At 46.1% G+C, this 23,577-nt stretch carries 23 protein-coding genes and 1 tRNA gene; 5 read left to right on the top strand and 19 right to left on the bottom strand.

Annotated features, from left to right (window positions below; genetic code table 11):
- Positions 1–565 precede the first annotated feature (565 nt).
- The 14 genes from ATB76_RS21215 to ATB76_RS21150 form a co-directional block, all read right to left on the bottom strand.
- Positions 566–1,720 carry a flagellin gene (locus tag ATB76_RS21215; protein WP_038872900.1) on the bottom strand — a complete coding sequence of 385 codons (1,155 nt, stop codon included), beginning with the start codon at positions 1,718–1,720 and terminating at the stop codon, positions 566–568.
- 444 nt (positions 1,721–2,164) lie between these two features.
- Complete coding sequence (flgL, locus tag ATB76_RS21210) at positions 2,165–3,355, bottom strand: flagellar hook-associated protein FlgL (protein WP_038872898.1); 1,191 nt, start codon at positions 3,353–3,355, stop codon at positions 2,165–2,167.
- A gap of 12 nt (positions 3,356–3,367) precedes the next feature.
- Positions 3,368–5,281, bottom strand: a complete 1,914-nt coding sequence (gene flgK, locus ATB76_RS21205) for a flagellar hook-associated protein FlgK (protein WP_038879780.1) — start codon at positions 5,279–5,281, stop codon at positions 3,368–3,370.
- Positions 5,282–5,449: 168 nt separating this feature from the next.
- Complete coding sequence (gene flgJ / locus ATB76_RS21200; protein WP_061036083.1) at positions 5,450–6,376, bottom strand: flagellar assembly peptidoglycan hydrolase FlgJ; 927 nt, start codon at positions 6,374–6,376, stop codon at positions 5,450–5,452.
- Positions 6,377–6,395: 19 nt separating this feature from the next.
- Positions 6,396–7,487 carry a flagellar basal body P-ring protein FlgI gene (locus ATB76_RS21195; RefSeq protein ID WP_038879784.1) on the bottom strand — a complete coding sequence of 364 codons (1,092 nt, stop codon included), beginning with the start codon at positions 7,485–7,487 and terminating at the stop codon, positions 6,396–6,398.
- Positions 7,488–7,531: 44 nt separating this feature from the next.
- The gene (gene flgH / locus ATB76_RS21190) at positions 7,532–8,311 is read right to left on the bottom strand and encodes a flagellar basal body L-ring protein FlgH (protein WP_061036084.1); all 780 of its coding nucleotides are present in this window, start codon (positions 8,309–8,311) and stop codon (positions 7,532–7,534) included.
- 30 nt (positions 8,312–8,341) lie between these two features.
- Positions 8,342–9,130, bottom strand: a complete 789-nt coding sequence (gene flgG / locus ATB76_RS21185) for a flagellar basal-body rod protein FlgG (protein ID WP_038872892.1) — start codon at positions 9,128–9,130, stop codon at positions 8,342–8,344.
- 18 nt (positions 9,131–9,148) lie between these two features.
- Positions 9,149–9,898 (bottom strand): flagellar basal body rod protein FlgF, encoded by a 750-nt coding sequence (locus ATB76_RS21180; protein WP_038879788.1) that lies wholly within the window; start codon positions 9,896–9,898, stop codon positions 9,149–9,151.
- A gap of 308 nt (positions 9,899–10,206) precedes the next feature.
- On the bottom strand, positions 10,207–11,520 hold the full coding sequence (flgE, locus tag ATB76_RS21175) for a flagellar hook protein FlgE (protein WP_009705674.1): 1,314 nt from the start codon (positions 11,518–11,520) through the stop codon (positions 10,207–10,209).
- Positions 11,521–11,552: 32 nt separating this feature from the next.
- A complete protein-coding gene (gene flgD / locus ATB76_RS21170) occupies positions 11,553–12,263 on the bottom strand; it encodes a flagellar hook assembly protein FlgD (protein ID WP_038872887.1) in 711 nt (236 codons plus the stop codon).
- A 17-nt stretch (positions 12,264–12,280) separates the two neighbouring features.
- Positions 12,281–12,694 carry a flagellar basal body rod protein FlgC gene (gene flgC, locus ATB76_RS21165; protein WP_038872880.1) on the bottom strand — a complete coding sequence of 138 codons (414 nt, stop codon included), beginning with the start codon at positions 12,692–12,694 and terminating at the stop codon, positions 12,281–12,283.
- A 5-nt stretch (positions 12,695–12,699) separates the two neighbouring features.
- Positions 12,700–13,095, bottom strand: coding sequence for a flagellar basal body rod protein FlgB (flgB, locus tag ATB76_RS21160; protein WP_038872877.1), 396 nt, complete (start codon positions 13,093–13,095; stop codon positions 12,700–12,702).
- 340 nt (positions 13,096–13,435) lie between these two features.
- Positions 13,436–14,263 carry a protein-glutamate O-methyltransferase gene (locus ATB76_RS21155; protein WP_038872874.1) on the bottom strand — a complete coding sequence of 276 codons (828 nt, stop codon included), beginning with the start codon at positions 14,261–14,263 and terminating at the stop codon, positions 13,436–13,438.
- Between the two features lie 11 nt (positions 14,264–14,274).
- Positions 14,275–15,201, bottom strand: a complete 927-nt coding sequence (locus ATB76_RS21150; protein WP_038872871.1) for a chemotaxis protein CheV — start codon at positions 15,199–15,201, stop codon at positions 14,275–14,277.
- Positions 15,202–15,277: 76 nt separating this feature from the next.
- On the opposite strand from ATB76_RS21150, the gene flgA reads away from it, so the two are divergent.
- From flgA to flgN, 3 genes are all read left to right on the top strand, one after another.
- Positions 15,278–16,024, top strand: a complete 747-nt coding sequence (flgA, locus tag ATB76_RS21145; RefSeq protein WP_038872868.1) for a flagellar basal body P-ring formation chaperone FlgA — start codon at positions 15,278–15,280, stop codon at positions 16,022–16,024.
- Positions 16,025–16,139: 115 nt separating this feature from the next.
- A complete protein-coding gene (flgM, locus tag ATB76_RS21140) occupies positions 16,140–16,454 on the top strand; it encodes a flagellar biosynthesis anti-sigma factor FlgM (protein ID WP_005425628.1) in 315 nt (104 codons plus the stop codon).
- A 26-nt stretch (positions 16,455–16,480) separates the two neighbouring features.
- Positions 16,481–16,906: a flagellar export chaperone FlgN gene (gene flgN, locus ATB76_RS21135; protein WP_061036082.1), complete on the top strand. Its 426-nt coding sequence runs from the start codon at positions 16,481–16,483 to the stop codon at positions 16,904–16,906.
- 168 nt (positions 16,907–17,074) lie between these two features.
- On the opposite strand, the gene flgP is transcribed toward flgN, so the two are convergent.
- Complete coding sequence (flgP, locus tag ATB76_RS21130; RefSeq protein WP_038872861.1) at positions 17,075–17,506, bottom strand: flagellar assembly lipoprotein FlgP; 432 nt, start codon at positions 17,504–17,506, stop codon at positions 17,075–17,077.
- A gap of 9 nt (positions 17,507–17,515) precedes the next feature.
- Positions 17,516–18,154 carry a FlgO family outer membrane protein gene (locus ATB76_RS21125; RefSeq protein WP_038872858.1) on the bottom strand — a complete coding sequence of 213 codons (639 nt, stop codon included), beginning with the start codon at positions 18,152–18,154 and terminating at the stop codon, positions 17,516–17,518.
- A 172-nt stretch (positions 18,155–18,326) separates the two neighbouring features.
- On the opposite strand from ATB76_RS21125, the gene ATB76_RS21120 reads away from it, so the two are divergent.
- Positions 18,327–19,460, top strand: coding sequence for a flagellar assembly protein FlgT (locus tag ATB76_RS21120; RefSeq protein WP_038872856.1), 1,134 nt, complete (start codon positions 18,327–18,329; stop codon positions 19,458–19,460).
- Positions 19,461–19,528: 68 nt separating this feature from the next.
- Positions 19,529–19,605 (top strand) — tRNA-Arg (locus tag ATB76_RS21115).
- A 100-nt stretch (positions 19,606–19,705) separates the two neighbouring features.
- Here ATB76_RS21115 and ATB76_RS21110 read toward each other — a convergent pair.
- The 3 genes from ATB76_RS21110 to gltX all read right to left on the bottom strand — a co-directional run bounded on the left by ATB76_RS21110 (position 19,706) and on the right by gltX (position 23,406).
- Positions 19,706–20,212, bottom strand: a complete 507-nt coding sequence (locus tag ATB76_RS21110) for a hypothetical protein (protein WP_038872853.1) — start codon at positions 20,210–20,212, stop codon at positions 19,706–19,708.
- A gap of 204 nt (positions 20,213–20,416) precedes the next feature.
- Positions 20,417–21,373, bottom strand: a complete 957-nt coding sequence (locus tag ATB76_RS21105) for an OmpA family protein (protein WP_038872851.1) — start codon at positions 21,371–21,373, stop codon at positions 20,417–20,419.
- 605 nt (positions 21,374–21,978) lie between these two features.
- Positions 21,979–23,406 carry a glutamate--tRNA ligase gene (gene gltX / locus ATB76_RS21100; protein ID WP_020196224.1) on the bottom strand — a complete coding sequence of 476 codons (1,428 nt, stop codon included), beginning with the start codon at positions 23,404–23,406 and terminating at the stop codon, positions 21,979–21,981.
- Positions 23,407–23,577: the final 171 nt, after the last annotated feature.

Here is a 23,577-nt window from a genome sequence, read left to right as displayed (position 1 = left end):
AACGCTGAGCGGTCATCGCTGATACGTTTGTGTTTACATTCACTGCCATGGTGATTTCTCCAATTGATTTTCCGATGTAGCGGTTTCCGACGTCTCGGAAAACCAAGTAGTTCTCTCAAAGTTACTTCTATTAACGACTCGGATTTCAGAAGCTTTAGGAAAAAATCAAAAAAAATGAATTTGCGAGATTTGACTAGAAAAATTGAAGAAAAATAGAAAAAAGGCCTCAAGTTTCTGCAGCTTAAGCCGAGCGTTCTAAATTGAGCAAAGAACAATCAAAAGCCACTAAAAAGCAGTGAGTTAGATGAAGGTGAAGAAGGTTTTATTTAGGAGATAGAAAAGAAAAAGCCCCTTTTCCTTTGAGAGAACTGGGGCTAGGTTGGTAGCCAGAGCCTATGTGGAGATCAAGAGAAATGAACACATAACCGGCACACCGAGTGCAACCTTACATTGAAAATGATTGGCAGGTGAGAGATGAGAGAGCCGCACATTCTATTATAAAGTTGCTTGCCACAAGCCTGCATTCCCATCCACGTCTGAATGTATTGAACACAGGCAAGGTAAACTACTGCAATAGTGACATCGCAGAGTTTGGCAACTGTTTTGCTTGAGCAAGAATCGAAGTACCTGCTTGTTGCAATATTTGAGCTTTGGTCATTTGCGTGGTTTCTTTCGCAAAGTCCGTATCTTTAATTCGGCTGTTCGATGCATCAACGTTCTCTTGGATGTTCGCCAAGTTGTTGATGCTGTGGCTCAGACGGTTTTGTTTCGCACCAAGGTCAGCACGTTGTGAATCCACGTACTTAAGCGCTGAGTCCAGTACAGAAATCGCGTTCTGAGAACCTTGTACAGTTGTCATGTCGATGTCTTGCACTGAAGTACGCACTGCATCTTCTGTCAAACCAAGATCAGACGCTAGACCACCAGAGATTGAAATATCGCCTTGAACATTCGGGTGAGCAACAAACACTTGTAGCTTGCCGTCTTCGCTTACCGATGCATTGATCATATCAGATTGGCCGTTGATGTACGTTGCCAACTCTTCAATATCGTCGCCTGTTTTTGCGTTGATATTGATCTCTAGATCATCTGGGTTGCCATCCTCATCTTCACCCATGCCAGGAAGCGTGATTTTTAGGTCCGCTTTAGCCGGGTCAACACCCCAGTCTTTGTCTTTACCGTTCTCAGAGAAGAAAGTCACACCGCCCATACGCTGGTCATCCGCGCGGATGCTCGTTAGCGCCATGATCATTGCTTCACCAGAGCTTGAACCGATTTGGAATGCCGCTTCACCGAACGAACCGTTCAATAGGCGACGACCACCAAATGAGGTTGTTTCTGCGATACGGTTAAGCTCGTCAGTCAATGCTGATGATTCTTCGTTGATCGCCTGACGCTCTGCTGGAGAGTTAGTACCGTTTGAAGATTGAATCGCCAAGTCACGCATACGTTGCATCACTGACGTCGCTTCATTCATCGCGCCTTCTGCTGTTTGGGCAATCGAGATACCATCGTTTGCGTTGCGCATTGCTACATCAAGACCACGAGACTGTGCAGTTAGACGGTTAGAGATCTGTAGACCTGCGGCATCGTCTTTTGCACTGTTAATCTTATGTCCTGATGACAGGCGTTCCATCGAGGTGTTTAGCTCGTTGCTCGCCTTGTTTAAATAACGCTGCGCGGTCATCGCGGAAACGTTAGTACTAACTGTTACAGCCATTTTGCTCTCCTTTTGAGTTCGCAAGCTTTTGCGAAGCGGCCAGCTTTACTCTCATTTGGATAAGCACTGACCGTAAAAATTACTTGCTAAATCTGCCCATAAGGCAGGGTTTAGAATCTCGTAAGTCTGTTCTGCCAACATCAATACAATTTGTGTGCCAACTTATTAACCATTATTTACTCTTTTAGAAACGAACAAATAAACAACAAGTTAGTTCTATTTTCCTGCGCTTTCATTCCACGCAAGGTCATCATGTATTGCTATCGGTTCACTGTTTTTCTGTTGCCGCTACCATTGCCACTTTACGCATTGCCGCTTTCGGTAAAATCGTGCCGCATCTGCTCGACAATCATGTTTGTTCTACTCTATTTATCGCGCTTAAGGCTTGGCACATAAGGCATCAAAATAAAGCACAATCACAACAGATTGAAATCTGTGAACGTCCTAGATGTAGTTAAACAGTGTCAGGTCTTTTGTTTTACCAAAAGCCTGCTGTGAGGCTTGCAGCGCACGTGAGTTCTCACTGAACTCAATCACTGCTTTGGAATAATCCAAATCCTCAAAATTGCTCTTCGCTTTCGCCAGAGACAAATTAAAATCTTCGTGGTTTTGCTCTTGAATATCGAGCGTACTCAACTTAGCACCCAAATCGGTTCTGACTTTGTTCATGTGAACGAAGGCCGCTTGAAATTCTTCTGTCATCTGGTGAAGCTTTGCCGTTGCTGACGCATCCGACACTGAACTGTCTGACCAAGACATAGTTTCCCGAAACGCGTCAAAAACGCTAAAGGTTTCACGGGGTTCAAGCGCAATGCTATCTCCTGCCGTCACCTGCCCTTTAAGCTGAATATTGACGCCTTCGTATTGAATCCCGTCGACCGGTGAATAGTCATCCACTTGAACAATACTGCCGTCTTTTTCCAACTGGTAACCAAACTTGCCGTTGCTCATGTCGACAAACGTGACTTTGTAGTTGGCATTGTCTGATGATGCATTGGTCGCTTGACCAAGTAAGAGCTCAGAACCTTCCTTCAAGTCATACTGCGGCTCAAAATCGCCAAACGGATTAGGTATCTCCGAGAACAGTTGATTCCCTGGATAGTTAATGCCCAGTTCCATATTGCTGGCGATCTTCATCTTGCGCTGGTAATCGTCACCGGTGTACACGACGCTGCCATCAGAATCGCGGAAAAATGGCTGTGTTTTTGGTTTCGTTCCCGCAAACACATAGTTACCAGACTCATCTTGTGTATTCACAAGCGCCAAGAAGTTATTCGCAATTTCTTCCAACTCACGCTTCTTTGCTGCGCGGTCTTCCGGAGAAAACGCACCGTTGATCATTTCCATCGAAATGCGTTTCGATTCATCAGTGAATTGCTCAGCGTTGGCAATCACCACTTCTTGGTTTTCTAGTCGATTACGAACCAGAACAATGGCATCAAGATATTGCTTTAGCTGCTCTTCTTGCTGGCCAATGCTCTGAATATAGTGCGTCGCAAGTGGATCATCACTCGGCTTGGTCAACTGCTTACCAGAAGCAAGTTGCTCCTGATTATGGTGTACCTTGTTTTCCTGACGGCGCAGGTCATTCTGCACTGACTGGTAGTTATGGAAGCTAGAAATTCTCGTTAACATCTAGGGCCTCCTTTATCGCAACTGCAAGATGGTGTTGAAGGTGTCATTGGCTGCCTGCATCACACGAGAAGAGGCCATATACGCCTGTTGGAACTTCATCATGTTTGCCGCTTCTTCATCGAGATTTACCCCCGAGATCGACGCCACACGCTCTTGTGCCGCTTCACTTTCTAGTTGAGCGACGTCTGACAAACGCGTTGCAGTTGAAGTCTTAAGCCCCACGTCCGTATTCAAGTTGTAATACAAACTCAGAATCGTCGATTCATTGCCGTTCATCTTTTTGTCAGTTTGGATGTTCTGCATCTTACGCAAGTTACCGTTATCACCCTCAGAAGGGACTAGGTTAGCGGTAAACTTGTCATTCGCCAGCGCACCAGAGCTAAGCTCGAATACCGTTGCTCCGCCATTTTTGTAACTCGGGTGATTACTAGGCAAAGACACTGAAACAGGCCCTGTAGGCGGATACGGCTGCGGAGCCATAATCACATTGCCTTTGGTATCGGTAACGGCAAATTGATCGCCCGTAGGTGAGACCACCACTTCAAATTCACGCAGGTCGCCCGCATCGATAATTTCGAATTTTGCGTTACCTTGGGCAAAGGTTGTCGATGCCTCATAGCTTTGTGCGGCAATTGCTTTTGGATCAGTGGTTTCGACTTTCATTTGTGCTGCACTACTACGGGTTGGTCGAAGCAGCACATGCTCACCCACTTTGGGCTCATTGCGCACTTCGACACGCATGCCGTCAATGTATATTGCATTGCCAGCATCAGTATTCAGCTTGACGGTTTCACCGTTTGGTTTGGTCACTGCGTAACTGTCACCGTCGTAACGCAGTGAATACTCCCCACCCTTTAATGCACTAATGTCATTGATGTACACCGCCATATCTGCGGTTGATTGAGGGCCGGCGACCACACGGGATTTCGCCAAGCGCTCTGAGTTAACATCAGTAAACAACGGGTCACCAACATTTCCGTTGTGATCTAAGCCTTGTGATTGCAAGTGGTTAATTTCACTTGAGAATGCGGTCGCTAATCGACCCAACTCATCCATCACTTGAGGAATATGTTCGTCGCGCATTTTCAGCATCGCACCGATTTTTCCGTCGATGTCGTCCGACTTAATGGCTTTAATACCGCCACCTTCCACCATAGCAAGACGGCGTTGATGTACATCAGGTGAGCCATCAATCATCTTTAATTGGCTGGCTTCAGTACCTGAGACTAAGGTATGCCCGTTGCCAATGTGCACGTTGAAACCTTCTGAGTTTTTACGTGGCGTGACCGTCACTTTGGTGTACTCAGAAAGTTCTTTAATCAGTTTTTCGTGTTGGTCCATCAAGTCGTTATGAGGACCAGGAGTTCGCATCATCAAACGGTGGACATCGCGGATCTCAACAGCAAGTTGGTTCACACGTTCAATGCCCATATCGAGCGATTTGTTGGTCACATCCGATTGCTGACGAACGGTTTCGTGAAATTCGTTTAAGGTATCGCTGAGCAGCTTAGCTTTTTCTAACACCACCTTACGTGCACCCATGTCATTTGGGGTGTCTGCCATGGTTTTCACCGCATCAAACCATTCATTAAGGTTCTCAGGGATCTTCTTTGACGCGACCGACGACAACATACTCGAAAGTAAGTCGAGATTTTTTTCGTCATCAAGCTTGGCAGCGTAGTTGGTCGTAGAAAGATTAAGCTCTTTGACGGCAAACTGATCCCAAGAGCGGCGAACATTTTCCACATGCACGCCCATGCCATAGGTAGAACCACCAAATTGGCGAGGATCGTTGGTGCCTTGGATAACAGACTGACGACTGTAACCTTCTGTATTCGCATTAGAAATGTTATGACCAGTTGTATTCAACTGTCGCTGAGCAGTAAGCACACTTTGTGTACCTACATTCAACAGATCTGACGCCATACATGCCCCCAAAAACGAAATAAAACCGGAATGAACCGATCACCTACTGAACTTTTAGCAAAAGGTGTGCCAGTAGTTTATTAAAAGGAAATAACCTAGGAAAAAAGAAAGGCTTGCACCATGGCAAGCCTTATCAAATGAAGATTTAGCATTCAATAACGATATGAATTACATACTTTCAATTTTCTGCTTCACTTGCAGTACTTTGTCTGCGTAATTCGGGTCGGTGGCGTAGCCTGCACTGTGAATACCACGAATAAAGGACTCGGAATCACCGCCTTGCTGAAGTGCCGTTTCGTAGCGAGGGTTCTCGTTTAAGAATCGTACATAATCGTTAAAACTGTCTTGGTAGTTCGAATAAGAGCGGAACGCCGCCGTCTCTTTCACTGGTGTATTATCATGGAATTCCAGTGTTTGCGTTGTTACCTTGTCGCCTTGCCAGCTTCGGTCAGCTTTGATGTTGAACAGATTGTTACTGCTACCACGCGCATTCTGAACCACCTTTTGCCCCCAGCCCGTTTCTAGCGCGGCTTGAGCAAGTAATAATGAAGGCTCCACACCCAAGGCTTTTGCTGCTCGGTCGGCGTAAGGCTTCATCGAGTTAACAAAAGATTCTGGCGTATCAAAACGTGATGGCTGAGAGCCCGGACGCGACAACTGGCCAGATTCAATTAAACGTTGCTCGATTTCACGCACTTTCTTTGGATCCACGCGACGATATTCCACAGCATTATTTGCCGCATCGCGCATGGCTGTTTCACTCTTATCATCACCTTGACCAACGGTTAGTTGCTTCACAATCATGTCAGCAAGGCCCATCGAGCCAGATGCACTCAAGTTACTCGCCATCTGCTCATCCAGCATTTGACGGTAGAACTTTTCGTTTTGGCTATTCATGAAATTCGATTCAAAGCCTTCGTTGGCTTCACGCATCGATTTCAGCATCATCGAAGTAAAGATAGATTCAAACTGACGAGCCGCTGCTTGCAGTGCTTCATGCTCGCCATCTTTGCCTTCTTTCACCGCTTTTTGACGAAGCGTATCAAGAGAGCTGATGTCATGAATAAAGCCAATATCGTTAGGATTGTTCACCATGTTTTTTTCTCCTAATCGATTAGATGATGATTAACTGGCCTTCAATGGCACCAGCTTGTTTCAACGCTTGCAGAATCGCCATCAAGTCAGAAGGAGCAGCACCCACTTCATTGACTGCACGAACAAGATCATCCAGCGTTAAGCCCGGTTCGAACTTGAACATCTTGCCTTTTTCTTCGTTCACTTCGATATCTGAGTCCGGCACAACCACCGTTTGCCCACCAGAGAAGCCATTTGGTTGGCTCACATTGAGGTTTTCTTTGATTGCTACCGTCATGCCACCGTGCGTCACTGCCGCAGGTTTAAGGCGAACGTGTTTCCCGACAACAATGGTGCCGGTACGAGAATTTACAATGATTTTCGCCGCGCCATCAGCCGGATCGAACTCTAGGTTCTCGATAGCTGATAAGAAAGCCACACGTTGGCTTACATCACGTGGTGCTCGAACACGAACAGAAGTCGCGTCAACGGCACTGGCCATTTGGGGACCAAGGAAGTTATTCACGGCATCTGCCATGCGCTGCGCAGTGGTAAAGTCAGAATCCAGAAGGTTAAAGGTAATGTAATCGCCACGACCAAATGGGTTTGGGATTTCACGCTCTACCATGGCACCACTAGAAATAAGACCGACCGTTGGGTTATTACCCACAATCTTAGAACCGTCTGCACCTTCCGCACTAAAGCCACTCACGACTAAATTGCCTTGCGCGACTGCGTATACTTCACCGTCCAAACCTTTTAGGAACGTTTGTAATAACGTACCACCACGCAGGCTTTTCGCACTACCGATAGAGGACACAGTGACATCGACTTGTTGTCCCGGCTTTGAAAATGGAGGCAATTCAGCCGTCACCATTACCGCGGCAACGTTTTTGATTTTCGGCTTAGTGCCTGGCGGCATTTGAATGCCGAAGTTTTGCAGCATTGCCGCGAAGCTTTGCTCAGTAAACGGGTTCGATTCGCCCGTACCTGGTAAGCCTGAAACCAAGCCATAACCGACAAGTTGGTTACTACGCACACCAGCCACTTGTGCTACGTCTTTAATACGCGCAGCTTGGGCTGTGGTTGCAAACAGCGCAACGCTCAACAGTGCTAATAGGATTCTTTTCATGCTTACTTAATCTCTTGCAGTCAAATTGCCGTCAATGCGGCGTCTTATAAGGCTACATTAAAGAATCGTGCCAAGAAGCCCGGCTCTTGCATATCTTGTGGTAAACCGGTCCCTGAATATTGGATTCTTGCGTTTGATACGCGGTTTGACGCAATAGTGTTGTCAAAAGTAATATCGTCAGGACGAATAGTACCGCTTAGGCGAATGTACTCATCACCCGTATTTAGCGTCATCCACTTCTCCCCACGAATCACGAGGTTGCCGTTTGCCAGCACCTCAATGACTTCTACCGTGATGTAACCGCTGATGCTGTTACTCTGTTTCGCTGATGAGTCACCAGCAAAAGTATTCGTGTTGTTCAAATCGTACGAGAAGTTGTACTTGCCGCCCACTTGCAACTCTTGACCACCAACAGACAACGGTTCCATTTTCGCATCGTTGGTTTTTGATAGATCGGCATTGGCACTCTTAGTCGCACGAGTCGTTTCGTCGAGTGTTACGGTAATGATGTCGCCGATTCCGCGAGGTTTAGAGTCATCGTATAGGTCAGTAATGTGTTCTGCGCTAAACAACGAGCCCGTTGCTGCCGCATAGTGCTCTGGTTTTTGTTTAGGGTGAATAGGTGCCCATGCCGGATCGCCCGCCACAGGATCGCTTCTGCCGCGCAGAGTATCAATGATGCCGCTGCTCTCGTCTTTCGACTTATCGCCTTCAACCGCATCTACCACGGTTGTCGCTTGGCTCACTTCGTCAGTTTCGATCGGTTCTAGCATCGTACAACCAGACATCATAGCGATAAGTGCAAGTAGAGAAATACGTTTCATCATTGGCCCCTTAATTCCTAATCCGAGCGATTACAATTGCTGGTTAACGAAGCTCATCATCTTGTCGACGGATGAGATTACTTTTGAGTTCATTTCATAAACACGCTGCGCTTCGATCATGTTGACCAACTCTTCAGTCACGTTCACGTTGGACGCCTCAAGCATGGATTGACGAATCTCGCCTAAGCCATCAAGACCAGGAACACCTTCTTGTGGGTCACCACTTGCGCCCGTTGGTAGGTAAAGGTTTTGACCAATAGGTTCTAGACCACCAGGGTTCACGAAATCAGTGATGGTTAACTGGCCAACAACCACGTTGTTTTGCTCACCACGGATACGTACCGATACTTCACCGTCTGTGCCGACTGTAATAGAAATCGCGTCTTCAGGAATCACAATCTCAGGTTCAACGGCGTAACCAGAGCCAGAAGTCACCAAAGTGCCTTCACCATCAAGGGTGAACTGACCGTTGCGGGTGTAACCGATGTTGCCGTCTGGTAGTGTCACTTGGAAAAAGCCATCACCTTCTACCATCATATCCAATGCGTTGGTTGTGGTTTGTGCGTTACCGTGCGTGTGCACTTTTTGCGTTGCGACCACTTTAGAACCGGCACCCAGCATCAAACCACTTGGAAGTTCAGTATTTTGAGAAGACTGACCGCCTGGTTGGTTAATGTTTTGGTAGAACAAATCTTCGAATACCGCACGGCTCTTCTTGTAGCCAACGGTTGAGGCGTTCGCCAAGTTGTTCGAAATCGTTGCGATGTTGGTTTGTTGGGCGTCTAGACCCGTTTTACTTACCCATAGTGCTGGATGCATTGTGAACCTCTAACTCTGTTAACTCATACGAAGCAATGAATCTGAAGATTTGTCCATCTCTTCAGCGGTGCTCATCATTTTGACCTGCATTTCAAACTGACGTTGAAGGTCAATCAGAGCGGTCATTTCACCTACGGCATTCACGTTACTACCTTCAATTGCACCAGTTTGGATGCTGATAGAGCCGTCTGCTTCGTAGGGCTGGTTTGGAGTTTTATGGCGGAATAAGCCATTGGTATCTTTAAACAAGTTTTGATCGTCCGTGCGCACAAGCTTGATACGATCAACCACTTCTAATTCTTCAGCCGGCGCACCTTGAGGCAGTACAGAGATGGTGCCGTCACGACCGATTTCGATTTTGGATACTGGGATTGGCAAGGTGATTGGCGCATCATTTTCGCCCAAAATCACATGACCGCTCGCGTTAGTTAGCAAGCCATTTTGATCAACTTTTAGGTTGCCGTTACGCGTTAAACCTTCTTTACCGGTTTGGTCCATAACGGAAATCCAACCATTGCCCTCTACCGTAATATCAAGATCGCGACCCGTAGTAATCACACTACCTTGGGCAAAGTTATGCCCTGGGCGTTCTGTCATGCTGAATACGCGTGTAGGGAGACCTTCACCATAAGCTTGCATGGAACGTGCTTGCGCTAAGTCAGCACGAAAGCCAGTTGTACTTACGTTTGCCAAGTTGTTGGCACGCAATTGCAGGGCCTGCATATTTTGCTTGGCGCCGCTCATTGCGAGAAACAGTGCGCGATCCATAATTTACTCCAAAAATTCTCTGTACAAGGAGTAAAAAGCAAGAGTTATGCCAATATTAAATTAATGTTATTAATCAAAAGCTTGAATATAAAACGAGATATTTAAAAAGGGGATAATGAAGGAATAAGTCGCAAGAGAGGCAAGATTGTGATCCACAAAGCGGCAACAGCGGCAAGTAAGAGATCAAAGCATGCCCAACCTGAATTGAGGTTTATTCAGATTAGGCATCAGATGAATGTCATGATGTTACCAAGCGGTAACGGCCGTGGCTCGCAGCGCTTGATCAAACAGATTATCAGGCTAGTGTACTAGCGGATCTGTAGGATATTTTGTTGCAGTTGGTTATGTACTTCTAGCGCACGTGAGTTTGCTTGGAAGTTACGCTGAGCAGAAATAAGATCCACCAGCTCCTGAGTCATATCAATGTTTGACTGTTCCAGCATACCGTTGTTGATGGTACCGAAAGAGCCTTTGTTTGATTCGCCCCAGATTTTATCACCAGAGAACTGTGTTGAATCCCACTGAGTGCCGCCTTTCTTATCCAGACCTTGCTCGTTAGGAACACGTACTAGCGCCACACGACCCAATGTTACGTTTTCACCGTTTGAGTAAGTACCCAATACGCTACCGTTTTCATCGAAGTCTACTTTAGTTAGGAAGCCCGTTGTTGCGCCATCTTCATCGAACTTTGTCAGCTCGAATGGTGCAGCAAACTGAGTCGCTGAGCCTAAACCAAAGTTAAGTGTTTGCGCAGGATCGGCACCGTTTAAATCCACTGGGTTGGTGTTTGTCGCAGGATCGCCCAACGCTACCGATGTGATTGGCTGACCATTGTTCAAGCTTGCCAGCGTACCATCGTTGTTGAACTTCATCGTGTGACCAACGTGACCCGTTGGTGTTGCCGCATCACCGTTAGCAACGTTCAATGGCTTCTCACCGCCCTTGTCCGTTACTGTGTAGTAAGTTTGCCACGTGTTCGGCTGAGTTTGGTCTTTCAAGTAGTAAGTAGTCAGCTTGTAAGACTGACCCATTGAATCGTAAATCGTCGAAGACGTTGAACGGTTATATGTATCTGGATCTGAGAAATCAAACTGAGTTGGATCTTTCAAATCACCGTTAGCCGGTAAGTTCACACCCACTTCAATGTTCGCTGTTTGCTTTGGCTTACCAAACTCTGCAGGAATATTGATTGGTTGTGGCTCGTAAGACGATACCTCACCAGACTCTGGGTTTACTTGGTAACCAAGTAGGAACTCATCGTTCGCCGTTACCATGTAGTTTTCTTTGTTCAAATGGAATGCACCGTTACGTGTCATTTCATTTTGTTGAGGGATAAGGCGATCTTTCGCTACCGCGAAGAAACCCGTACCCGACACACGTAGATCCATTGGGTTATTGGTGTAAATGCTTGAACCTTCGTGGAACTGTTGCGCCACTTGGTTCGCTTGCGCACCGCCACCCGGAGTGGTTTTTGCGTTGGTAAACAAAGAGTTCGAGTACACATCGCTGAATTCCGCACGAGACTCTTTAAAGCCGTACGTGTTGGCGTTCGCAATGTTGTTACTGGTGGTGTTCAAATCCAGTTGAGCGGAGGACAAACCGCTTAAAGATACATATGACATTCCAAAATCTCCTAACCTGACCTGTTATCGAATTACGCTTTGCCGACTTCCAATACTTCTGCAAGTCGAACTGGCGATTCAAAACCAGCCAGATTGAGTAATACGTTTCCGTCACCCTTGCCTAGCAATACACTGTTCACGTTCGCATAAGTAGACACCGGGAACTCTTGCGACTCCCCTTCTACCAAGCCAGACGCTTTCACATTGTATTTACCAGCAGGCAATGGATTACCGTTTTCATCATTACCGTCCCAAAGTACACGAGTGTCACCGGCTGGTTTCGCACCTACCTCAAAAGTACGCACCAATTGGCCCGCTTCGTTTTCCACTCGAACAAACAGGTTGTCGATTGGTTGTGCCAGCTTAACCATTGCCGCCATTGCAGCATTGTCTTGCTTCACACCCGCCGCACCTGGGACCAATACGTCACGACCTACCAAAGAGGAAGCTTGTAACGCTTGGTTTGATGTCATTGACGAGTTTAAGCTCTCGAACTGAGAGTTCATCTTGCCAATACCATCTACGGTCGCAAATGACGCCATTTGCGCAATCATCTGGTCATTACTTACCGGCTTAAAAGGGTCCTGTTGCGACAATTGCTTCGTGAGCAAAGATAAGAAGTCTTCCTGTTTCAGGTCTTGCTTACCAGTGCTCTCTTCCGTCTTCTTGTTGCTCTCTTGTAGACTTTTAAGCTGGTCGATATAGGACAAGCCGCTTTGACCAACGTTGTTAATTCCGGCCATACGCTACCCCCTTATCCTTATTGACCCATCTGCAGCGTACGCAGCAGCATTTGTTTACTAGAATCCGCTACTTGCACATTGGTTTGGTATGCACGAGAAGCCGAGATCATGTTTGCCATTTCTTCCATTACATTTACGTTAGGCTTGTAGATGTAGCCTTCATCGTTTGCAAGAGGATGGTCTGGGTTGTACTCCGCACTAAGCGGTTTATCGCTTTCTACAATACCCATCACCTTCACTGGCACCGTATCACCACCACGCATGGCGTTACTTAACTCCGCACCAAACACAGCATGACGCGCTTTGTAAGTGTCTTTCGCAGAGCTGCTGACACTGTCGGCGTTCGCCAAGTTGCTTGAGGTAGTATTCAGACGAACGGACTCAGCGCTCATTGCGGAACCTGTCACATTGAAAACGTTAAATAAGCTCATCTAAATTATTCCCCTTTGATTGCTTTGGTTAAGTTCTTGAATTTACTGCCTAGAAAGTCGAGTGATGCCTGGTGTCTGATTTGGTTTTGCATAAATAAGTTACGCTCTAAATCCAAATCCACCGTATTGCCATCGCCCGTATCAGGTTGTGTAGGAAGACGATATAGCTTGTCCCCGACCAACGTTGTAGTGGCAGGAATGTGCCGACCATCTGTACGGCTAAGACCAATGCTTGCCCCAGAACTTGCCGCCTGCAATTCCTTAGCAAAATCTAAACCTCTTGATTTATAACCAGGCGTGTTGGCTTGCGCGATGTTGGTGGAAATCACCTCCGCGTTGCGCTCACGTACGCCCACCGTGTATTGGTGGATGCCTAGTGCATTGTCAAAAGATATAGCCATGTTTGCCTCTACATTAAGAACTGACCGTTATTGATAACTAAAAAGCAATTAGCGTGCCAAAAATAGAACATGCCGTTTTGCCATTTTTGTTACCGACGTAATGGATTGCAATAAGCAAGCCAAAGTGATTGATGGAGTGTCATATAGAATCGAGTAATCAACTCGACCCTCTAAAAAATATACACCCTTTGGTGCATTGCAGGCAAAAACGGCCAGATCTTTAGCGAGGAGAAACGCAGAAAGAGTAAGGAAATGGTGGGATGGAAAGGAACAAAAAGAAAAGCCTGACACAAGGTCAGGCTTCATTGTTTTAAAAAGAGTCCGCTATTTTAGCTTACCGCTACTTTAATTTGTAAATAATACCTGGATTACAGCGCACCATTTCAAATTTGTCGGTCAAACCAGTGAGCGATTCCGAAGCACCCAACAACAGGTAGCCACCAGGGTTTAAGCTGTTTGCCATCTGGTTCAGCACTTTAGACTTCATCTCTGGAGAGAAGTAAATCAACACGTTACGACAGAAAATAATGTCGAACTTGCCCATCAGCGCATAGCTTTCCATCAAGTTTTGTGGACGAAAGTTTACCAAGCGTTTCACGTTGTCTTTAACTTTCATACGGCCATCGCCAGCATCTTCAAAGAAGGTACGACGACGCTCAGGAGAAAGGCCACGGCCCAATGCTAGGTTGTCGTATACACCCGCTCGGCACATATCCAACATACTTGCTGAGATATCCGTCGCGGTGATCGACACGCTCGGCAATAGACCCGGTTTACGCTGCTGCGTTTCCAAGATGGTCATTGCCATTGAGTAAGGTTCTTGACCCGACGAGCTAGCAGCTGACCAAATTTTAATTGGTCGTTTATTTGCCGCCATCTCCGGCAACAATTTGTCAGCTAATACCGTGAACGGATAAGTATCTCGGAACCACAATGTTTCGTTAGTCGTCATCGCATCCACAGCGGCAACTCGCAGTTCACGGTTGCGGCCAGTTACGACATCACGGAGCAAATCAGACAACGAAGCAAGCTTGAATTTAGTCACAAGCGGGCTCAGTCGGCTGCGCACTAGGTATTGCTTACTGTCACCTAATACGATGCCACACTGTGATTCTAGAAAACGGCTAAAGTCACGATACTCTTGATCACTGATTGTAATAGCAGTCATTAATGTCTCTTTTATTGTGTTAATGCAGATTTAACCGCGTTACCCAATTCATCTGGGTTAAATTTCGCAATGAAGGTGTTTGCACCCACGCGCTCAACCATGGCTTGGTTGAAGACGCCACTCAATGAGGAGTGGAGGATAACATAAAGGTTCTTTAAATCTGCATTTCTGCGAATCTCGGCGGTTAGCGTGTAACCATCCATTTCTGGCATTTCAATGTCGGAGATCACCAACGAAATCTGATCGTAGATGCTTCCTTCTTGTGCCATTTCAAGCAGCTTATTGTACGCTTCTTTACCATCTTTCACAGAGACAACTTCAAATCCAATCGAAGTAATTGCTCGCTCAACTTGTTTACGAGCAACGGTTGAGTCATCTGCAATCAAAATACGACGAACAATTGGCTTCGCTTGCTCAGCAACGGCAATTTCTTCACCGATAGCTGAATCCATGGTTTCATCCACTGGCGCAATCTCAGCTAAGATCTTTTCTACGTCTAGGATTTCTACCAATTCGTTATCAATGTTCGTTACCGCAGTTAGGTAATGCGCTTTACCTGCACCATCAGGTGGCGGCAGAATCGCTTCCCAATGCATGTTAATAATGCGCTCAACCGACGACACCAAAAACGCTTGGATGGTACGGTTGAATTCTGCGATAACAACAAAACATTTATCAATATCTGTGGTTGGGCGGCCACCGATTGCCAGACTTAAATCAATCACTGACACAGTATGGCCACGGATATGAGCGACACCTTTCACCAAAGGGTGTAGATTTGGCATTGAAGTCAGCTTAGGGCACTGTAGTACTTCTTTTACTTTGAATACGTTAATGCCGTAACGCTGTCGCCCCATCAACCGAAAAGTCAGTAATTCTAATCGGTTTTGGCCAACGAGTTGCGTACGCTGATTCACCGAATCAAGAATCCCCGTCATATGCTCATCTCCATCTCAAACTTTTTGATTTTAAATGATACTCTACCACTGGTAGGCATAATACCAGAGAAACAGTATGGCGTATCATAATATAAATTCGACACCATTGACTATGACAATATGTAGAGCGTTATTTACAAAGTACGCTAAGTCTATCGGCATCTTGCTCAGTATGTTTAGCTTTTTTGTGCATTCAGCAACGGAAAACCAACTTGAGCAAATCCGAACCGCCGCCGAGCAGCACATTCTTAGCACGGTAGAGCAACCAGCGGGAGGAAATTTGTCCGTCAATGCGGCAAATATTGATCCACGTATCAAAGCCACCGATTGCCCAGAGCCCCTTGATACATCTGCATCTTCAACCAGTAGCACACGCAGCAATATTAACGTTTTGGTTGAATGCCCCGCAGACAATTGGAAGGTCTACGTTCCGGTAAGGATCTCGGCTTCAGTTCCAATGATCGTTTCTACCCGCCAGTTAGGTCGAGGAGAGATCATCAGTGCTTCTGACGTAACCACTTCAATGATCGAGTTACAGCGTTTTCGCAAAGACGGTTTCACCAATATTGAGCAAGTGATCGGCTCAAAACTCAAGCGCAATGTACGCCTAGGTGATGTGGTCGAGCGCAATGACGTGTGCGTGGTTTGCCGTAATGAGAAAGTGACGATCAGAGCAGTAAAATCAGGTATGACCATCACCACGCAAGGCACCGCATTGCAAGATGGATCTTCTGGCGATCAAGTAAGAGTGAAAAATGATAAGTCCCAACGTATAATAGAAGGAATTGTGACAGGCATTGCGGAAATCACCATCACCTTCTAAGGTTGGCTGGTGTACGGCAAATCGATCAATAAAAATGCAAAAAAGCACTAAAGTTATTTGGTACTTGGTCGATAGTCTGGATACCAGTATTACGATACGAGTTTAAGGTTGATATATGGCAGGTATAGACAATATACGTTCAGGACAGATGATGACGACAACCAGTCGCGCACCTGCACGTACAGATTCTAGTGCAACCAGCACAACGGAATCGAAAAAAGCGCCAGCACAGCAAGACGCGGTATCACTAAGCCAACAAGGCAAAGCAGTCAGCAAACTCCAAAAGGATATGGCAGCTTCTCCGGCTTATGACAGCGCAAAAGTAGCGGCAATTAAAGAAGCAATCGCAAACGGTTCATACAAAGTCGACCCAGAAAAACTGGCGGACAATATGATTAAGTTTGAAAACGAATTGCAAGGCAAAAGCTAACTGACTTAGGCCCAAGGTAAGTATTCATGGCAGCATTAGTCGATCTTGTAAATTTCCAGCTAGAAAATGCGAAAGCACTTTCTGGTGTACTGCGTCAAGAAACACAAGCCATCACTGCTCGTGTCTCTATTGAGATCGAAAAACTCGCCAAAGAAAAAATGACACTCATTGGTCAACTAAGAACCACTGACCAGCGAATCGCCTCTCACCCGCACGTCAATCAACTTACTGAAGACGAAAACCTAAGTCAGCTAGTCGCTCAAATCCAAACCATCGTCCTCGATTGTCAGCAAGTAAACCAAATGAACGGTGAATCACTCAACCGTGCTCAACTGAGTTTCAACAAACTTAACAACATGCTTCAGCATACCCACGGTAAGATCGGCATGACTTACAATGCTGGCGGTAAAACCCATACGATTTCTACTCTCGGAACTAACATTAAAGCGTAGATTTCCTCACCCCTACTCTTTGGCATTCGCTCCACGCTCACCAGAACATTCCCACTGAGGGTATTTTCTACTCACACGACTTCGCAATAAAACGCCAACAAAAAAGCGACTCATTGTTGCCAATCAGCCGCTTAAGAAAGATTATCTGTTGAGTAAAGCTGGGTCGAATTAGAACAAGGTCTGCTGACGCTTCTCAGGAACTTGTTGTACTTCTCCGTAATCTCGCAGCTTATCCATTTTACGGATATCTAGGCGAAGCTCTGTCACGTAACTGTCTTCAACCAAGTAACTGCGCACGACTTCTGCACCACGGATAACGCCATCAACAGCGCCAGTGGTACTTTCCACACCCAGACGCTGATCAGCAAGCTCTGCACGGCCGCTAACACGCATACCATACACTTGCTCTGCTAACTCACGGTAAGCATCAATCTTTGACGCACGCATGGCACGAACGCGTCTTTCTTCAACGGTTCGGCCTGTTTGCTCGCTTACGCTGGCATAACCTACCGCCACTAAAATCTCATCTTGGCGCATCTGCTGCAATGGTTGACACCCCACCAGCACCAATGTCGCAATAATAAATAATAACTTCTTCATGCTAATGTCCTACGGGCGGAGAATCACTGTGTATGGCTGACGAATAGTTGGGTCGGAGCGAATCAGCACGCCATCTTGAGTGCGAATACTGTTAAGCGTATCCAAATCACGACCAATACGGTCCGCAGGCAAGAAGCCTTGCGCTGTCGCCACTACGATACGGCTTTGCATTCCAACTACACGAGCGTTGACTAGGACGCCGCCCTCTTGACGCAACATCGTACCGGTCAGCACGTATTGAATCTCTTGTGCTTGTGCAAGGTCTTGCCAATCACGGCTTAGAGCAAAGTCACCTTGCTGTGTAACTTGGATATTGCCCGTTGTTTTAAAATCCACAACTTTGAAGCCACGGCGCTGGAACTGATGGATAAACCCTTCCGATACCGAATTGCCCAGCCAGTTAGTGGCATCCATGCTTTGCAGATCGACAAAAGAGGTAATCGCAATCGGTGTACGCGACGATACTGCAACATTCGAAACCATTAACTCTTCCGTCATGCTCTCAATGAAAAAGTCCATCGTATGACGAGGACTGTCCATCAGCATAAACTGACTGCCAGAATACGGTTCTTTACCATTGTAAATTGGTGAGTACGCGCACGATGTCAAAAGCGTCATCATCGATGCGGCGACAAGCCATCTTTTCATGGTTTGATTCTCCAGATAATCTTAGGTGTTACTGCTCTTTCATCACTTCGTTTACGAAGAAGCGTGATCTTGGAACAGTCTTTGCTTTTCTTCTGTTTGTCTAACTAAGAAAAAGCCACCAAACTTCACTGAAATTGGTAAAGCAATATTTATACCCGAACGGTTACAAACAATGAAAAAATTATTTTTTAGCCTAATATCAATCACTTTCATATTGATGACGCCATTTCGAGCGGCAGCATCTTGGTATGAAGTGACTGGCGTTGCCACGATCGTCTCTTCAGATGAAGCGGCAAGGCTGCACGCATTGGAAGACGCCCTCTTCAAAGCCGTCAACTTTTCGGGCGCAGACATTGGCAGCATCAGTAATTTGATGCCGCTATTAGAAGAAAGCCGCAAAGAGTACCAATTCACTAACCATGAAGTGCGTTACATCTTGGTGGAGTCAGAGCGTAAACGCAGCGGCAAGATGGAAATGCGCATCCGTGTGGACATTTATCCATCGGCAACGGGTTGCCACGTGGATCAATACAAGAAAACCGTTCTGGTGGGTAACATTGATGTCGCGTCACCCCAACAGGCGGTCATGGGCCAGATCTACAATGTCGGCGACGATTTCAGCCATGTTGTGAATCGTCAATTGGATCAAACGTCACGCAGCTTTGTTTCTGTTGGCACCACCGATTATTCGATCAGCGCAAATTACCCAGAACGAACCAAAATGATCGCGCAAGACAACGGCGCGCAATACATCATTGGTGGTGTAGTAACAGATTTAACCGCAACCATTGATGCAAAATTATTGAAAGACGACGTAATCAATCGTCAGTTTGCACTGGAGATGAAAGTTTTTGATGGTAAAACTGGCCATGAGGTCTACCACAAAAATTACCGTGAAGTGGCTCGCTGGCCATTTGCAAAAACCAGCCAAGTCGATACACGCAGTGCACGCTTCTGGGCATCCACCTACGGTGAAATGATGCTGCGCGTGAGCCGTAATATTATGTTGGATTTGGAATCGGAACTGTCTTGTAAAATTACCCTACCAGAAGTGGTCGCGGTATTTGGCAACACAGTCACCATGGATCTTGGCCGCATGCACGGCGTACAAGAGGGTGACCAGCTGCAATTGTGGCACACGGCGTCATTCATAGACCAAAACGGTTTGCCACGTAATAAGGTCTCTCAGAGCGAAATAACCCTAAGGGTAACTCGTGTCTACGAGCACGAAGCAGAACTGACGATCGAACAACCAAACCTTGCCTCTAGTGTTCAAATTGGCGACGTAATGAACAAGATGCTTTAGCAACGCGTATAAGGCTTTGCGATATGCTTACTTTTGAATATCATAGGTAACGCATCTTATTTGATTACGCCCCCATGGCACAGCTGGATAGCGCAGTCCCCTCCTAAGGGACAGGTCGTAGGTTCGAATCCTACTGGGGGCGCCATTCATCGCCTTAGCTTATTGCATTCAAGCTAAGGCTTTTTTATGCCCGCAGTATAGGCAAATCATTTCGAACGATGTCGACGACACCAGTGAAAAACCGCTTACTTGAGATCAATGCTGTTTAGGCGCCCCATGAAGGTTAAGATCTCAAGGTTATCTTTGTGTGCATCCAACAACGCTTTTTTCGTCTGCATATAGGCGGCAAGTTTTCCGTACTTGTTGATGGATCGAACCACCGTTTTGTACTTGTACTGCCCTTCCTCATCGAACTCACGCCACTTGGCAATGTAACAAGTGTCTCGATTGTTCGGATCTTCCAACGTTGGGTTGGGTTTATGGACAATCTTAGGCTCAACGCTGTGTGGCAGCCTTGTCATCAGGTACGGGTCTTTCAATAGACGACGCCAAAACTTGCCCCACATTTCACGCCCGAGCTCGTTACGCAGTTTGATGGCCTTCTTAAGGCCTTTCTTTTCTCCAATGCGAACGAAACCCACGGAGCGGTGCAATACCGTATCTTCCGGTGTGTGGATGTGGATCTTAAAGGCTGTTTTGCCTTTCGAAATAAAGCGGTGTCCAGTGTTTGTTATTAAATTGCTCTTAGACATAGTGCTAACTAATAATTCTATTAATAGCCAAAGGGTAAGCAAAACTCATACATAATTAAAGTAATAAAATACAAAACTGTAAATAGCATATACGTTGATTCTTTTGTAATACATCTAAGATGAGCGCAATAGATATAAAAAAGCCCCAAAGAGCGAACTCTTTGGGGCATTCAGCGTTTATGCTTCTAACGGTCAGATAGGAGCTTATTGCTGAACTTGGTATTCAAACTCAGGAACAACAACTTCTACGCGACGGTTTTGTTCACGACCTTCACGAGTCTCGTTTGAAGCGATTGGGTTGTTTTCACCTTCACCACGAGCGTGGATACGTGAAGCATCGATACCTTTTTCTACTAGCGCGTTTGCTACAGATTCAGCACGTTTCTCAGAAACTTTTTGGTTGTAAGCTGCTGGGCCTGAAGTGTCTGTGTAACCAATTACGTCAACGTTCGCTTGTGGGTACTCGTTTAGGAATGCTACTAGCTCGTCTAGTTTTGCAGCGCTCTCTGGTTTTAGAGTTGTGCTGTTTAGTGCAAAGCTACCTGTACCGATAGTTTGAGTTTCAAAAGTCTTAGTTACTACAACTGGAGCAACTTCTTCAACAACCACTTCTTCAACGATTGGCTCTTCTTCAACAACAACTTCGTCGTTACCGCCAAACTTGAATGCAACACCTAGCGTTGCAGAGTTACCCATTGCTTTCACAGAATCGTTGTTGATGTCAGTGATTGTTTGGTATTCCGCACGTGCTGTTACGTTTTCGCTTACGTTGAATTCAACACCAGCTGCACCTAGGTAAGAGTAATCGTCTTTACCATCGTTCATCATTAGGTAAGCACCACCCACTTTACCGTAAAGTGCGATGTCTTCTGTGATTGGTAGGCTGAACTTAGGAGCAAGTGTAATTGCTTCTACGTGGCCACCGAAAGAAGTTTGGTCGAAGTCACCTAGGTTGTCGAAGCCTGCTTCTACTGAGAAGTAGTCATTCATTTCGTAACCAACAAAAGCACCTAGAGTAGAGCCATCTTTGTCACAAGCTTGACCAGCTACACAAGCGTCGTCCATCCAAGACTTACCCATCTTACCGCCCACGTATACTTCTGCGTGCGCTGCTGAAGCCATAAGTAAAGAAGCTGAAATTACCGCTGCTAGTTTTTTCATTATTGATTCCTCTAAAAGAAGTTCTCTTGTTCGTTAACGAAATGCGCCGCCTGACTGACGTTGTATTTCAATTCTTTTATTCAGTTCCTTTGAGTTTGATACCGAAATAACTTCCGCTCATTTGCATAAAAGTCACTTGGGTATGTCTCCTGCTCAATGATGCATAAGCGTGCCTCACTGACGGCGAGCACTATAACCCTAAGAAATCCCGAGACAAATCCCAAAACTGTCAATTTAGTGTCATCGAAAAGCATGATTTAGTGTGATCTGGCGCACCATAAAGTAAGCCACAGCAATAGCGCAAACGTTTGCGTGAAATTTCAAAATAGTAGAGGTAAAGCAAATTAACTTCTCATAAATGAGACGATATTTAAGGAACTTTGAGGATAGTGTTTTTATTTCAGAGAGATATTTCGCATGAAACTACTCTATTAGCATTCACAATAGCTATATTTGGATTAGTAAAACTTATCAACTTTTGAGCAATCTGATGAGAAAAAGTTCAGTAATTCAGGCGGTATTTCAGGAAATTTGCTGTTTCCCTGGTGCCCGATACAAAAAAGCCGCGGTATTTACCGCGGCTTTTCGACTAATTATTCAAGCAATTATGCGTTTGCTTCACGCTCAGCGATGAACTCAAGCGCCATCTTGATGCGAGCAACGCAGCGTTCTTTGCCAATCAGTTCCATTACTGCGTCTACAGAAGGAGACTGACCGCCACCTGTGACTGCAACGCGTAGTGGCATACCAATTTTGCCCATGCCGATTTCTAGCTCTTCACATACAGCTGCGATTACGCCATCTTTGATGTTCGCTGTTGTCCACTCAGTCAGTGCTTCTGCTTTCGCTAGAGCAAGCTCTAAAGGCTCTTTAGCCACGCCGCGTAGATGTTTCTTCGCTGCGCCCGCTTCAAATTCAGCGAAGTCTTCGTAGAAGTAACGGATTTGCTCAGCTAGCTCAACTAGCGTGTTGCAACGCTCACCCACTAGCTTGATCACTTCAGTGATAGCAGGGCCGTTTGTTACGTCTAGTTTTTGTTGATCTAGGTGCCATTGTAGGTGCTCTGCAACGTACGCTGGATCTGAGTTTTTGATGTAGTGGTTGTTCAACCATTGCAGTTTGTCAGTGTTGAATGCAGACGCTGACTTAGATACTGCGTTTAGGCTAAATAGGTTGATCATCTCTTCTTGAGTGAAGATCTCTTGATCACCATGAGACCAACCAAGACGCACTAGGTAGTTGTTTAGTGCTGCAGGTAGGTAACCCATATCGCGGTATTGCATTACCGATACAGCGCCGTGACGCTTAGACAGTTTCGCACCGTCATCACCTAGGATCATTGCACAGTGTGCGAATGTTGGTACTGGCGCACCTAGCGCTTCGTAGATGTTGATCTGACGAGGCGTGTTGTTGATGTGGTCTTCACCGCGCACTACGTGAGTGATGCCCATATCCCAGTCGTCAACCACTACACAGAAGTTATACGTTGGCGAACCGTCAGTACGACGGATGATCAGATCATCCATTTGTGTGTTGCTGATTTCGATACGGCCACGGATTTGGTCATCAAATACTACGCTGCCTTCTTTCGGGTTACGGAAACGGATAACACATGGATCGCCATCTTTTGCCGCTTCGTTTGCCGCTTTGATTTTTGGATGGTTAGCATCGTAACGAGGCATTTCTTTGTTTGCTTCTTGCTCTGCGCGAACTTCGTCTAGCAGCTCTTTAGATGCGTAACATTTGTATGCTTTGTCTTCTTCTAGAAGCTTATCAACCATCTCGTTGTAACGATCAAAACGTTGAGTTTGGAAGTAAGGACCTTCGTTCCACTCAAGACCTAGCCATTCCATGCCTTCTAGGATCGCATCAACCGCTTCCTGAGAGTTACGCTCAAGGTCAGTATCTTCGATACGTAGAACGAATTCACCACCTTGGTTTTTAGCATATAGCCAAGAGTAAAGTGCAGTACGCGCACCACCAACGTGTAGGTAGCCAGTTGGGCTAGGAGCAAAACGAGTTTTAACCGTCATCAGAGTTCCTTAGGGGTAATGAGCAACGAGAGGGCTCTCGTTGTAATATCAAGGATAAAAGTGGCGACATTTTACCATCGTAGGTCGATTCTACAATCCTTCCGTGTGGTTTAACGCCAGAAATACAAACAGGGCAGCACCGATTAAGGTACTGCCCTCTTATTTATAGCG

The sequence above is a fragment of the Vibrio sp. MOR3 genome (assembly GCF_001557775.1).
GTDB classification, from domain to species: domain Bacteria; phylum Pseudomonadota; class Gammaproteobacteria; order Enterobacterales; family Vibrionaceae; genus Vibrio; species Vibrio jasicida.
This window is presented reverse-complemented; position numbering and strand designations above follow the sequence as displayed.